Source organism: Lysobacter sp. FW306-1B-D06B (assembly GCF_038446665.1).
Taxonomy (GTDB): domain Bacteria; phylum Pseudomonadota; class Gammaproteobacteria; order Xanthomonadales; family Xanthomonadaceae; genus Lysobacter_J.
Genome location: NZ_CP151802.1, coordinates 329,657 through 343,239, shown reverse-complemented (window position 1 = coordinate 343,239; position 13,583 = coordinate 329,657). Strand labels below are relative to the sequence as shown.

At 67.2% G+C, this 13,583-nt stretch carries 8 protein-coding genes; 2 read left to right on the top strand and 6 right to left on the bottom strand.

The features are described 5' to 3' along the window. Positions 1–368 precede the first annotated feature (368 nt). The gene (locus tag AAFF32_RS01590; RefSeq protein WP_216965540.1) at positions 369–3,278 is read left to right on the top strand and encodes a TonB-dependent receptor; all 2,910 of its coding nucleotides are present in this window, start codon (positions 369–371) and stop codon (positions 3,276–3,278) included. A gap of 139 nt (positions 3,279–3,417) precedes the next feature. On the opposite strand, the gene AAFF32_RS01585 is transcribed toward AAFF32_RS01590, so the two are convergent. The 4 genes from AAFF32_RS01585 to AAFF32_RS01570 all read right to left on the bottom strand — a co-directional run bounded on the left by AAFF32_RS01585 (position 3,418) and on the right by AAFF32_RS01570 (position 6,767). Continuing rightward, positions 3,418–4,155: an endonuclease/exonuclease/phosphatase family protein gene (locus AAFF32_RS01585; protein ID WP_216966116.1), complete on the bottom strand. Its 738-nt coding sequence runs from the start codon at positions 4,153–4,155 to the stop codon at positions 3,418–3,420. 43 nt (positions 4,156–4,198) lie between these two features. Next, positions 4,199–5,020, bottom strand: a complete 822-nt coding sequence (locus AAFF32_RS01580; RefSeq protein ID WP_342316257.1) for a thiol:disulfide interchange protein DsbA/DsbL — start codon at positions 5,018–5,020, stop codon at positions 4,199–4,201. Between the two features lie 109 nt (positions 5,021–5,129). Next, positions 5,130–5,783 carry a thiol:disulfide interchange protein DsbA/DsbL gene (locus AAFF32_RS01575; RefSeq protein WP_342316256.1) on the bottom strand — a complete coding sequence of 218 codons (654 nt, stop codon included), beginning with the start codon at positions 5,781–5,783 and terminating at the stop codon, positions 5,130–5,132. Between the two features lie 120 nt (positions 5,784–5,903). Continuing rightward, positions 5,904–6,767, bottom strand: coding sequence for a c-type cytochrome (locus tag AAFF32_RS01570; protein ID WP_216965545.1), 864 nt, complete (start codon positions 6,765–6,767; stop codon positions 5,904–5,906). A gap of 207 nt (positions 6,768–6,974) precedes the next feature. On the opposite strand from AAFF32_RS01570, the gene yihA reads away from it, so the two are divergent. Then, positions 6,975–7,592, top strand: a complete 618-nt coding sequence (gene yihA / locus AAFF32_RS01565; protein WP_216965547.1) for a ribosome biogenesis GTP-binding protein YihA/YsxC — start codon at positions 6,975–6,977, stop codon at positions 7,590–7,592. Between the two features lie 1,075 nt (positions 7,593–8,667). Here yihA and AAFF32_RS01560 read toward each other — a convergent pair. Together AAFF32_RS01560 and AAFF32_RS01555 are read right to left on the bottom strand one after the other, a co-directional pair. After that, positions 8,668–11,430: a TonB-dependent receptor gene (locus AAFF32_RS01560; RefSeq protein WP_216965551.1), complete on the bottom strand. Its 2,763-nt coding sequence runs from the start codon at positions 11,428–11,430 to the stop codon at positions 8,668–8,670. Positions 11,431–11,695: 265 nt separating this feature from the next. Then, the gene (locus tag AAFF32_RS01555; protein ID WP_342316255.1) at positions 11,696–13,477 is read right to left on the bottom strand and encodes an alpha/beta hydrolase-fold protein; all 1,782 of its coding nucleotides are present in this window, start codon (positions 13,475–13,477) and stop codon (positions 11,696–11,698) included. Positions 13,478–13,583: the final 106 nt, after the last annotated feature.

The following is a 13,583-nucleotide window of genomic DNA, read 5'->3' as shown; positions in this document are numbered from 1 at the left end:
TGAAAGTCCCCCCCGGTTGCGGGAGGGGTGGGCGCGTTCGCCCGGGCCAGGCACCCCCGGGCCGGCCCATCGCAAGGTGAACCTGAGCGAAGGGCGCGAAGCCCCAAGTCGTTGATTTCCATGGGCCCGTGGTCAGCGCCGGGCGGGAATCTTTCTCGAAGCAGCGCCCGGGTCCCGCTTTGCCGGCGGACACCGACCTAAGCTCGGGCCGGGGCAAGCGAGGGATCTTCGGGGAAGTGTGCCGAAAGTGCGTCTTACTCTTTGCCGCTTGTGGCCGCTTCACGAATTGTTTACAACCTACGGAGCCGTCCGGGCAGGGGAGACGGCGAAAGCGCTGTTCATTCGTTATTTCGAGGGAGAGAGAGTCGATGAAAGCCATGCGTCGTCAATCGCTGACGAGAGCCATCCAGTTGTCGCTGTTGCTGACCCTGCCCGGCCTGGCCGCCGCGCAGGAGACCACGCCGCCCGCCACCACGGGCTCGGCCACCACGCTCGACACGGTCACCGTGACGGGCAGCCGCATCCGCCAGACCAACGCGGTCACCGCGCAGCCGGTGTTCGTGCTGGACAAGGCCAAGATCGACCAGACCGGCCTGCAGACGGTCGGCGACCTGCTCCAGCAGCTGACCTCCAGCGGCAAGGCGCTCAACGCCAAGTTCAATTCCTCCGGCAACTTCGGCTATCCGCCGGACGGCGGCGGCATCGGCGCCGGTTCCGCGCAGGTCGATCTGCGCAACCTCGGTTCGCAGCGCACCCTGGTCCTGGTGGACGGCGTGCGTTGGGTCAACGAGTCCTCCGCCTCGGGCGTGAGCGGCAGCGCCGACCTCAACACCATTCCGCTGGCCATCGTGGAGCGCGTGGAAGTGCTGGAAGACGGCGCGTCCGCGATCTACGGCTCCGACGCCATCGCCGGCGTGGTCAACATCATCACCCGCCGCAATTTCGACGGCGCCGAAGTGCACGCCTACTACGGCGAGTACGAAGACGGCGGCGAAACTACCGAAGCCAACCTGACCCTCGGCGGCAGCGGCGATCGTTGGTCGGCGGTGTTCACGGCCAGCTATTTCGAACAGGAAGAGATCAGCTCCGGTTCGTGGGAGCAGTCGTCCTTCCCGACGCCGGGCACCGGCGTGCGCGGCGGCAGCTCGGGCATTCCGCAGGGCCGTTTCTTCTTCTGCGATCCGTCCCGCGCGACCACCGCAGCCGGCGGTTGCGATGCCGACACCGAGAACTGGTACGACGTCACGCTCAACAACGGCACCACCACGCCGACGTTCGTGCCCGGCAATCCCAACGGCGGCACGTACCACAGCTTCGGCGGCGCCGACCGCTTCAACTTCGCGCCGTACAACCTGCTGCTGACGCCGCAGAAGCGCAAGTCGATCTTCGCCAGCGTGTACTACGACGTCACCGAGAACACCCGGTTGCACGTCAAGGGCCTGTACAACAACCGTACCTCGACCAACCAGGCGGCACCGGAGCCGATCTTCGTCGGTCCGGGTGCGGGCACCGGCGGCATCGCCGACACCATCAGCATCCACGCCAACAACCCGTACAACCCGTTCGGCCTGACGCTGGATGCGAACTCCAACTTCCTCGTCGCGACGCGTCGCCCGGTCGAAGTCGGTCCGCGCATCTTCAACCAGGACGTCGACACGCTGTACTTCAACGTCGGCCTGGACGGCACGTTCCAGCTGGGCACGCGCAGCTACGGTTGGGATTTCAACTATGCGCACGCCGACAACAAGGCGACGCAGGAATTCCTCAACGGCTACAACGTCGCCAAGATGAAGCTGGCGCTGGGTGATCCGGCGATCTGCGCGCAGGTGCCGGGTTGCGTCCCGCTGGACATCTTCGGCGGCCAGGGCCGTCCGATGACGCAGGCGATGATCGACTACATCCGCACGCGCCAGATCGACTCCTCCGAGCAGATCCTGGATCTGTACTCGGCCAACGTCACCGGCGACCTGTTCAACATCGGCGATCGCACCGCGGGCTTCGCGGCGGGCGCGGAACACCGCCGTTACCGCGGCAAGTTCAACCCCGATCCGCTGCGCCAGAGCGGCGAATCGCAGGACTCGTTCGCCGCGCCGGTGTCCTCGTCGTACGACGTGGACGAGCTGTATGCCGAGTTCCAGTTCCCGGTGCTGTCGACCCTGGACCTGCAGGCGGCCATCCGCTACTCCGACTACTCGACCTTCGGCAGCACCACCACCGGCAAGGCGGGCTTCCGCTGGCAGCCGATCGAAGACATCGTGGTCCGCGGTACGTACTCGCAGGGTTTCCGCGCGCCGAACCTGGGCGAGCTGTACGGCCTGACGCAGTTCGGCGCCACGCTGGTCGATCCCTGCGGTTCGACCGGCAGCCCGGGCCCGGCGGATCCGTCCTTCGCGGCGGGCTGCGCGGCGCAGGGTGCGCCGCCGAACTTCGAACAGGCCAACACGCAGATCACCACCTTCACCGGTGGTAATCCGGATCTGCAGCCGGAAGAGTCCGACAGCTACACCTTCGGCGTGGTGTACGCGCCGAGCTGGGCGAGCGGGCTGGACTGGTCGCAGCGCCTGGACTTCGAAGTGAGCTACTACCACCACAAGATCGACGACGCGATCCAGGCCCGTGACATCCAGGCCCTGCTCGAAACCTGCCTGCGCGAAGGCGGCGTCAACTCGGTCAACTGCACGCCGTTCACCCGCGGCGCCGGTGGCAACCTCAATCCGCCGGAGAACTTCCTCGACAACCTGGGCCGCATCGAAACCGACGGCGTCGACTTCAAGGTCAACTGGTCGACTTCGGATTTCAGCTGGGGCCGTCTGAGCGCGTCGCTGCAGTCCACCTACGTCAACGACTACGAGGCCGTCGACGTCGACGGCAACAAGTCGCAGCGCGAAGTGGGCATCGAAGTGAACGACAGCGCGATCCCGGAATGGCAGACCAACCTGCAGACCGGCTGGACGCTGGGCGACTTCAACGTGGGCTGGACGGTGCGCTACATCGCCTCCGTCGACGAGCTGTGCTCGAACGTGCCGGTGTCGCAGGCCCCGGGCTGCATGGGCAATCCGGAGCCGGAGTTCAACAAGCTCGGTTCCACCACGTACCACGACCTGCAGTTCAACTGGAACAACGCGATGGTCGACAAGCTCAAGCTCACCGTCGGCGTGAACAACGTCTTCGGCAAGGAGCCGCCGGTGTGCCTGACCTGCTCGCTCAACGGCTACGACGCGGGTACGTACGACCTGCCGGGTGCGTTCTGGTACGTCAGCGCGGACTATCGCTTCTGATCGCCTGATCGCAGCACTGAAAACACGACGGCCGGTGGTTCGCCACCGGCCGTTTTGTTTGGGGCGGGGTTAGGCGAATGGATGAGACGGTCCGTCGATACCGATGCAAGCCGCGCCCAAAGGCGCGCATCGCGCGCAATCACCGCAACGCGCTGTCCGGCACGTGCAGGTCGATCGACAGCGCCAGATGGTCCGATGACGCCGCCGGCCGTGCGCGCGCATTGGAGACCTTCAACCCGTCGCCGACGAGGATGTGGTCGATCGCACGCTGCGGGCGCCAGCTCGGGAACGTGAACACTTCCCCGTCCGGCGGCTGCAGGCGCGTGTTGCGGAACAGGGCGCGCATTTCGGGACGGTCGATGGAGCAGTTGAAGTCGCCCATCAACACGGCATTGGGATGGTCGTGCAGCAGCTCGGCGATGAAGCCCAGCTGCGCGGCGCGGGAGTTCGCGCCGAGCGAGAGATGCGCCACCGCGATCAGCAGCGCCTTGTCGCCTTCGCCATAGCGCGCCAGCAATACGCCGCGCCCGGCGATGCGGCCGGGCAGGGCATGGTCGATCACTTCGCGCGGCTCCAGCCGGCTCAGCAGGCCGTTCGCGCTGGAGGCGACGCCGCCGACGCGCCGGTTTGGCTGGTGGCTCCAGTAATCGAAGCCGGCGCGCTGGGCGAGGTAATGCGTCTGGTTGGTGAAACCCGACCGCAGGCTGCCCGGATCGCTTTCGTTGAGGCCGACGATGTCGTGCTCGCCGGCCAGCTGCGCGATCGCGTCCAGGCTGTTGCGCTTGTTGCCCGCAGGCAGCACGTGCGACCAGCTGCGCGCGACATAGTCGTGATAGCCGCGCGTGCTGGACCCCGCCTGGATGTTCGCGCTGAGCAGGCGGAGCCGGCGGGTGTCCATTCCGATGACGCGTGTGCGGCGGTTACTGGCCGCCAGCGGCCGGCGCACCGCCGGCGGCCTTCGCGCGCTCCTGCGCGACCAGGTGCTCGGTGATGCGCAGGGTGTCTTCGAAGTTCTTGCCGACGACCTTGTACTTGCCATTGACCACGATCGACGGCGTGGAGTCCACTTCGCTGCGGGCGATGAACTGGCCGGCGCGCTTCATCTTCGCGTTGATGGCGAAGCTTTCCATCGTGCTGGCGAACTGCTTGGCGTCCACGCCGTACTTGGCGTAGAACTCGCCGATCTGCTCGTCGGTCGGCAGCGGCTGCACCGGCAGGGAGCGGTCGACGTGGATCGCGTTGAACATCGCCTGGTGCGACTTGTCCAGCACGCCCAGCGTCTGCGCCGTGTAGAACGCCTTCGCGTAGGGCTCCCAGTAGCCGCCGAACGGCGCGGCCAGCGCGATGAACTTCACATCGGACGGCTGCTTGGCCTTCCACGACTCCACCAGCGGCTCGAAGTGCGCGCAGTGCGGGCAGGTGTAGCCGAAGACTTCGACCACTTCGATCTTGCCGCCCGTGGGCTCGTACGGCTGGCCGCCCGCGATCTCGATGAAGTCGGTGCCCGGCACCGGCGCCGGGCCTTCCGGCGGCGTCGCGGCGGCGGCGGGTGCGGCGGCCGGCGTGGCGGCGGCTTCAGCCGGAGCTGCGGCCGGAGCGGTTGCGGTGGCGGGCGCAGCCGGCGCGGCGGTCGGTGTCGCCGGGGCGGCCGTTTCGGCCGGAGCCGGAGCCTGCTTCGAGCAGGCGGACAGGGCCAGCAGTCCGGTCAGGACCACCGCGAGATGAGGCAGGCGCGATTTCATGCAGACAGTCTCCGCAAAGGCTGGAAGCGAAGCGCCGGCGCACCCAGGGGCACGCCGGCGCGGGGTTGATGGCAAGGATACCGGCCGCGCAGGGCCGGTGACACACGGCTCAGCGCGTTTTGCCGTCGCGTTCACGCGCAATCAACGCATCGGCGATGCGCAGCGTGTCGTCGAAGTTGCGGGCGGTCACGCGGTACTTGCCGTTGATCACCAGCGTCGGCGTGCCTTCCACGCCGCTGCGGCGGATGAACTGGTCGGCCTTCTGCAGGCGCTGTGCGGCGTCGGCGCCGTCGTAAGCGGCGGCGAACTTGGCCGGATCGATGCCGTACCTGGCGTAGAAGGTCGCGATCTCGCTCTCCGTCGCATTGCGGATCGGCAGGCTGCCGTCGGTGTGCAGGGCCAGGAACATCGCGTCGTGGGTCTTCTCCACCACGCCGAGCGCCTGAGCCGCGTAGTACGCCTTGGCGTAGGGCTGCCAGTAGCCGCCGAACGGCGCCGCCAGCGGCACGAAGCTCACCGTCTTGGCGTTCTTGCGCGCCCAGGCCGAAACCTCGGGCTGGAAGTGCGCGCAATGCGGGCAGGTGTAGCCGAAGACTTCCACCACCTCGACCTTGCCCTTGACCGGCGCGAACGGCGCCCCGCCTTCGATGACCTCGTAGTCCGTGCCTTCCACCGGTGCGGGCTGGGGCGCTCCGGCCGCCAGCGCGGCAAACGGGAGCAGGGCGAGCAGCAGGAGCGAACGGAGCACGGGGCGGCGGGTCATCGGCGTTCTCGCGAAGGTGGGCCGGAAAGTAAAACGCCGGCCGTGGAATCACGGCCGGCGCAACCAGACAACGAAGGAGTACCGCCTCTGACCGAGGTCACCGGCGGAAGTTCCGGAAGGTCAGGAACCCGTGGCCGGCGCGGCGGCCGGCTCGGCCGGCTTCTCCGCCGGAGCGGCAGGCGCCGGGGCGGCGGCCGGCGCAACGACGGCCGGGGTACCGGCGGCGGCGACGTCGTCGCGGCTCGGGTGCAGGCCCTGCAGGTAGCTCGACAGCGAACCGATTTCCTCGTCGGTGAGCTGCTTGGCGACGCCGGCCATCACGTTGAACAGGTGGGCATCGCGCTGGACGGTGGTACCGGCGCGGTACTCCTCCAGGCGGCGCTGGGTGTAGGCGGCCTGCTGGCCGGCGATGTGCGGGTAGGCCGGACCGGGGTTGCCGGCGCCGTCCGGGCCGTGGCACGCCATGCACGCCGGGATGCCGCGGGCCTTGTCGCCCGAGCGGAACAGCTGCTGGCCGACTTCGAAGAACTTCTTGCCGGCGTTGGGGCCGGTGGCGATGACGGTGTCGTCGGCCACGCCCGCGCCCGCCTTCTGGGTCGCGAAGTAGGCGCCGATGTCGCGCGCGTCCTGGGCCGACAGGGCATCGGCGAAGGGCTTCATCACCGCGGCCATGCCCGTGTTGCGCTCGCCGGTCTTGAACAGGGCGATCTGGTGCGCGATGAAGCGCTCGCTCTGGCCGGCCAGGCGCGGGTACTGCGGATCGGTCGGGTTGCCGTCCAGGCCGTGGCACGCGGCGCAGGTGCCCGCCTTGGTGGCGCCGGCCTTGGCGTCGCCCCACACGGTCTTCTCCGGCGCGGTGTTCAGCGGTGCCTGCTGGACCGGCGCGTTGTTCGGGACCGGATTGACGGTGGTCTGGGCATAGGCAACGGCGGCGGCCGCAAATGCGACGATGCCGACAATGCCGAGGACGCGGGCTTGGCTCATGTAGCTGGGCTCCGAAACACTGATGAGGCGAACCGCGGAACGGTCGCCGGAACCGCGGAATTATCGTCGCCGCTCCCGGGCCGGTCAACGCGGACGACGTGCCAAAAGCCGCCCCGGTGGGCAATTCGCAGCGATCGCGGCCTGTCGACGGGGTGCCTCGTGCGTTTCCTGCCGCGTTCGCGCATGCACCCGTGCGATCCTAGTGGCATGGCCAATCCCTTCGTTCGCGCCCGCTATCTGCTCTCGGCGCACAACCACAAGCAGCTTCCGCCCGAGGGCGGCTTCGAGGTCGCCTTCGCCGGCCGCTCCAACGCCGGCAAGTCCAGCGCGCTCAACGCGCTGTGCCAGCAGAACGCGTTGGCGCGCGTGTCCAAGACGCCCGGGCGCACCCAGCAGCTGGTCTATTTCGACATGACCCCGACCGGGATGGAGGCGCAGCCGCGCTTCCTGGTCGACCTGCCGGGCTACGGTTACGCCAAGGTGCCGCAGGACCTGCAGGCGCACTGGCAGGCTTTCATCGACCAGTACTTCCGCACGCGCGAGTCGCTGAAGGGCCTGGTGGTGGTGATGGACATCCGCCATCCGCTGAAGGACTACGACCGGCAGATGCTCGGTTATGCGGTCAGCCGCGGGCTTCCGGCGCATGCGTTGCTGACGAAGGCGGACAAGTTCGGTCGCGGGCAGCAGTCGCAGGCGCTGTTGGCGGTGAAGAAGGAGTTGTTCAGTGCGTTCGGCGATACGGTGAGCGTGCAGACGTTCTCGGGTGAGTCGAAGCAGGGTGTCGATGAGGCGAGGGCGGTCGTGGCGGGGTGGTTGGGGCTCTGACGCTCCTGCGCCTCGTTCCGGCGAAAGCCGCGAGGGGACGACGACAACGTCATCGTCATCGTCATCGTCACCTTCCGATCCCGTCATCCCGGCGAAGGCCGGGACCCAGGCCCGCAGGGCGTGGGCACTCCCCGTGCGGCGACCCGCGTCACCGTCATCCCGGCGAAGGTCGGGATCCAGGCCCGCAGGGCGTGGGCACTCCCCGTGCGGCGACCCACTTCACCGTCATCCCGGCGAAGGCCGGGATCCAGGCCCGCAGTACGTGGGCACTCCGATAGCGGCAAACCTTGTCACCGTCATTCCAGCGAAAGCTGGAATCCATTTTGATTTGGCTTTCTCAGGCTTTCTCAAAGAAGGAGCAACAACAAAGCTTCCGATCGGCTACGCCGCTCGGGTCACTTTTCTTTGCTTGCCCAAAGAAAAGTAACCAAAAGAAAGGGCCTTCCTTGACACCCCAATCCCACGACCGGACGGAGCAAGGGCGCGTTCGCGATTCGCCATCCATGGCTCAGCGCTCACCGCCGCACATCCATGTGCGGCGCCCTTCGGGGCTAGGGACCTGAAAGGCTGTTCGACAGCAACAGCAACAGCAACAGCAACAGCAAGAGCAAGAGCAAGAGCAAGAGCAACAGCAATATCAGCAGCAACAGCAAATCCACCGTAGCCACAGCAAATCCACCGTCATCCCGGCGAAGGCCGGGATCCAGGCACGCAGCATCCGGGAACTCCCTCTGTGGTGAACCACCCCACCGTCATTCCCGCGAAAGCGGGGCTTTTGGGCCGCCGCGCGGCGGCACTCTCCAGGGACGTTCCACGCTTTCGCCGTTGGCTATCAACAGCACGATGGATTCCAGGTTTTGCTGGAATGACGTGAGGTGGCGGGCGGCGTGACAACCTGGATCCCGGCCTTCGTCGGGATGACGTGATGTGTTGGACAGCGTGACAGCCTGAATCCCGCCCTTCGCACGGCATTGGAACGTTGTCCGTGTGCGATCGCTGCCACCGCGCGCCCCAAAAAACAAAACCCCCGCCGGTTCGCACCGGCAGGGGCTTCAATGGCCGCGGGAGGGAGCGGTCAGAACTTGTAGCTTGCGCCCACCAGGTAGGTGCGACCCCACTCGATGTACTCCAGCGGACGATCCTTCGTGCCGGCGTAGGTCTGGTACGGCGAGTTCGTCAGGTTGCTGGCCTCGAGCGTCAGCGTCAGCCCCGCCAGCGAGCTGCTTTCACCGAAGGCATAGCTCACCTGCGCGTCGATCTGGTCCTCGCCCACCACGTAGCGCAGCGTGCGGTTGCCGTCGAAGTTGCCGATCTCGCCGATGAAGTCCGAACGCTTGCGCTGGCTCACGCGCGCTTCGAAACCGCTGCGCTCGTAGTACGCGGTGAAGTTGTAGACCTCGTCCGACAGGCCCGGCAGGCTGATCGGATCGCTGCCCACGCTCGACGCGCTTTCCGGATCCAGGATCTTGATGTCGCTGTCGGTGAAGCTCGCGCTGGCCTGGATGCCGAAGCCTTCCAGCGGCGCCCACAGCATGTCCAGCGGCAACGACGCGCTCAACTCGATGCCCTGCAGCTTGCCGCCCTCGCCGTTGTACGGCGCGGTGAAGTTGCCGGTGGTCTGGGTCGGCGGCTCGTTCGGACCGGGCACGTAGTCGGCGACGAACGCCGAGAAGTCGAAGTTGTCGTTGGTCTGCGTGTAGATGTAGCTGCGCAGGTCCTTGTAGAAGTACGCGGCAGCCACGTAGGCCTTGGTGCCGAAGTACTTCTCGTACGAGATGTCGAATGCGTTCGCACGCCACGGATCCAGTTCCGGATTGCCGCCGCTCGCGCCGGGCTTGCCCGTTGCGGTGTCCACGCCGAACTCCAGCGATGCGCGCAGCTGGTCAACGCGCGGACGCGCGACCTGCCGTGCCAGCGCCAGACGCAGCGTCTGGTCGTGCGCGAACAGGAACGCCAGGTTCATGCTCGGCAGGTAGTCGGTGTAGGTCTTGCCGTTCTCGTAGGGCTGAACTTCGCTGCCCGCCGGCTGGGTGGAATCCCAGAAGTTCGCCTGCGACGACTGGTCCGCATGCTGGATCTGCACGCCGACATTGCCGCGCACGCCGACGTTGCCCCATTCGGTGTCGATGTTGGCCTTCACGAAGCCGGTGGTGAGCTTCTCGTCCACCGTCCACGCCTTCGGGATCAGGTACGACAGGTTGTCGACCGGCTCGAACGTCATGTAACGCGCAACCGCCGCCGGCACGTTCCACGACGGGATGTGGCCGATGCCGGCGAAGCCCAGGTCCACCAGCCCGTACTGCAGGTCACGCGCGATCGCGATGTCGCCCTGCGGGCCGAGGTTGATGTTGCCTTCCGGCTGCGTCTTGTGCTTTTCGCGGTCGGCGTAGTTCAGGCCCACGTCGATGCTGGACATCCAGTCCATCGACTGCGGCACCGGCAACGCGGCCGCCAGCGTGTAGGACTTCAGTTCGTCCTCGACGCTGGGCACCTTGCCGTAGCCGGAGCCGTAGATCGTGTTGGTCAGGAACAGCGATTCCGGATTGGAGTAGTCGCGCTGCGGCACCATCCAGGAGAAGCCGTTGCTGTTGTACGCAAGGCCGAGGTTATCCAGCTGCGGGCGCGGGATCTGCTGCAGGTTGTTCTCCAGCAGCAGTTCGTCGCGCTTGGCGCGCGACCAGGCGATATCGGCCTTCACACGGGTCAGACCGACGTTGAAGTCGTTCGACCAACCGAACGCGTCGATCTTGTCCTCGCGCTTGCGGTACATGCCGCGCACGAGCGGATAGACGTTCTGCGCGACGCCGCCGGTGAACGTGCCGTCGGCGTTGACCTGCGGGTTCACCATGATCGGCACGGGGTTGAAACCGCCGTTGTAGCCCGACAGGTTCACTTCGAACTGGTTGGCCGTGTCTTCCTGGTCGGCGCTGGTGTGGAACATGTCCAGCGTGCTGGTCCAGTCGTTGGACGGACGGTACTGCAGCGTCGCCATCACCGCGTCGCGTTCGATCTCGCCGGTGCGGCGCAGCGCCTTGATGCCGTCGGAAAAGTACACGCCGTTCGGCACGCCGTTGCGCTGGCGATCGGTGGTGTTGGTCTGGCTCCACGGTTCGTACAGGCCGACCTGGTTTTCCTGGATCGGCAGCTCGGTGTGCGAGTAGCCGATCGAGAAGCCGATGGTGCGGTCGGCGAACTGGCCGATGTAGGCGGCATTGAGGCGGTTGCCGTCGTCGTCGGCGTTGGCGGCGTCGCCCAGCGAGTTGCGCTGCAGGCGGCCGCTCACCGCGATCACGGGCTCGGCGTAATCCAGCGGACGCACGGTGCGCATGTCGATCGTGCCGGACAGGCCCTGGCCCACCAGGCCCGCGTCGGGCGTCTTGTACACGGTCACGCCGCTCATCAGCTCGGCCGGGTACTGGTCGAACTCGACACTGCGGTTGTCGCCGGTGGACACCATCTCGCGGCCATTCAGCAGCGTGGTGGCGAAGTCCGGCGACAGGCCGCGCACGCTGATGACCTGCGCACGACCGCCCACGCGCTGCGCCGACAGGCCGGGCAGGCGCGCGATGGACTCGGCGATGCTCACGTCCGGCAGCTTGCCGATGTCTTCGGCCGAGATGGCCTCCACGATCGACGTCGATTCGCGCTTGGTTTCGATCGACGTCTCGATGCCGGCGCGGATGCCGGTGACGACGACGGAATCGAGCGTGGTGGTTTCGTTCTGCGCCGACGGCTCCGATTCCGGTGCCTGCGTGGCGACCTGAGCCTGTGCGCCAACGGCGATCAGCATCGTTGCCGACGCCAGCGCCACGCTCAGCAGATTGCGCTTGAGTTGCATCTCCCCTCCCAGTGATCCGGCTTTTATTTGTGTGTCGGCCCGCGTCCGTCGCGGCAAAGCGCCAGCGCTCGTCGGGGCCCGCGCCCGAATCGGCAAAAAAAACCGGTCCGGGACGTAGCGGCGATGGTAGACGGACCCATCCCTGCACAAATTCCTTTGCATACGTATTCATCGCCCGCGATCACGGCGCGAAGCGGCATGCAAGCGTTTTCCCGCGCACGGGCGAGCGCCCGCGCGATGCGCGGGTCCTGGCGCTGCGACGTCTTCAGCGTCCCAGCAGGAACTGCAGCGGCACCTCGGCCCGATCGCGCCACGCGCGCTCGTTGTGTTCGGCCCCGGGAAACTCGCGGCTCATGAAATCGCGCCCGCTGCGCCACCGGGCGTCGCGCAGCACGCGGTCCATGCGCTGTTGGTACGGCGCGTAGTCGGCGTCCAGCGTCGCCGTGCCGTGGTCGAAGTAGAACCGGTGCGTGCCGCGCGCGGGCAGGTGCGCGGCCAGGTAGTCGATCAGGGCGCCGTCGTTCGCCGGCCAGTGCGTCGACAGACCGCCCGCCGCGCCGAATACGTCCGGATACTCGCTCATCGCATAGGCCGAGATCAGGCCGCCCAGGCTCGCGCCCATCACCATCGTGTCGTCGCGGGCGGGTTGGGTGCGATACGTTGCGTCGATGGCAGGCTTGAGCTCCTCGACGATGAAGCGCAGGTAGCCATCGGACAGCAGCTGCGCGCGCTGCTCCGGCGAAATCACGCTTGCAGGCACGGCTTTCGCGGGCCAGTACTCGTTCGAGCGCAGCGGCGTGTTCGAAATCGCCACGACGATGGCCTCGCGCACGCGACGGGCGTCGATCAGTTCGGTCATCGTGCCGTCGATGTCCCAGTCGATGCCGGTGAACGACATCGACGGGTCGAACAGATTCTGGCCGTCGTGCATGTACAGGACGGGATAGCGGCGCCCGGGATGCGTGGCATACGACGGCGGCAGCCACACATCGACGTTGCGCGCGGGAACATGCGCGGACGGTACGTCCTGGTAACTGTCCACGCGACCCGTCGCTTCCAGCGCAGGCGCGTGAACGGCATACGCCCAGCGCAGGAACACCGGCAGCATGCGAGCCCAGCTCGCCTGTTCATGTCGACCGCCGGGCAGCAGATAGAGCGAGGCATCCGCGCGCGTCGGTCGTGCGGCATAGTCGTCGTTGGTGCTGTAGTCGCGCTGGCGAAGACCCTTCATGCCGCCGGCGTCGGCGTTCCAGCCGTCGAGCAGGTCGCGCGTGTCGTCGATGGCGTCGTTGATGCCGTCGCCGTCGCGGTCATGGGTTTCCTCGTCCGTGCCGACCGCGAAGAACCAGCGCGCGCCGTTGCGTGGCGGGCTCGTATCGACCATGTGCTGCGCCATGCGCGTGCGCTGCATGCTGGCGTCGTCGGTCGTGTCCGAGGCGGGCCAGAACGACGGCGAGAACGCGCCCACGCGCCCGAACACCTCCGGATACTGCCAGCCCAGGTTGAACGCATTCAGCCCGCCCAGCGACCAGCCCAGGATCGCGCGCCCATCGGGCGTGGCGCGCGTGCGGTAACGCGCATCGATCGCGGGCACGAGCGTGTGCGCGACCCACTCGGAGTATTCGTGTGCGTGCGTGCCCACGCCGCCGTATTTCGTCTTCGCCACCAGGCTGGTGCCGCGTTCACGATCGGAGAGCCCGTAGGCGCCCATGCGATCGCGCGGCATGTCGATGGCGACGACGATCGGCGCGCGGATCTCGCCGCCGGCGATGAGCTGCTGCAGCGTTTCGCGCAGGCGGACGGCGTCGCGGTCCTGCCCGTCGTTGAGGTAGAGCACGGGGTGGCGCTGCGTTCCGGCGCGGTAGCCCGGCGGCAGGAAGACCGTGGCCTGCATGCCTTCCGGTGCGAACGCGGTGGCCTCGAGCTTGAGTGCTTCGGTCGTCACCTGTCCGGGTTGCGGTTGCGGCGACAACGGCTCGATGGCGCTGGCGCCGTGCGAGAGGAGGTCGGCGATCGAGAGCATCAGGACGAAGGCGGAGGCGGCCATGCGCGTCAGCGCGGAGCTAGCCGCGGTGCGGCTTCGCGACCCCTCCCCAACCCTTCCCTGCGAGCAGGGGAGGGGGCAGGAGCGGTAGCGAGCGATTCGCACGAGG

Excerpts from the sequence above, each read along its gene's own strand:
- AAFF32_RS01575 (WP_342316256.1), bottom strand. The coding sequence starts at position 5,783 with ATGACCCGCCGCCCCGTGCTCCGTTCGCTCCTGCTGCTCGCCCTGCTC.
- yihA (WP_216965547.1), top strand. The coding sequence starts at position 6,975 with ATGGCCAATCCCTTCGTTCGCGCCCGCTATCTGCTCTCGGCGCACAAC.
- AAFF32_RS01590 (WP_216965540.1), top strand. The coding sequence starts at position 369 with ATGAAAGCCATGCGTCGTCAATCGCTGACGAGAGCCATCCAGTTGTCG.
- AAFF32_RS01580 (WP_342316257.1), bottom strand. The coding sequence starts at position 5,020 with ATGAAATCGCGCCTGCCTCATCTCGCGGTGGTCCTGACCGGACTGCTG.
- AAFF32_RS01560 (WP_216965551.1), bottom strand. The coding sequence starts at position 11,430 with ATGCAACTCAAGCGCAATCTGCTGAGCGTGGCGCTGGCGTCGGCAACG.
- AAFF32_RS01555 (WP_342316255.1), bottom strand. The coding sequence starts at position 13,477 with ATGGCCGCCTCCGCCTTCGTCCTGATGCTCTCGATCGCCGACCTCCTC.
- AAFF32_RS01570 (WP_216965545.1), bottom strand. The coding sequence starts at position 6,767 with ATGAGCCAAGCCCGCGTCCTCGGCATTGTCGGCATCGTCGCATTTGCG.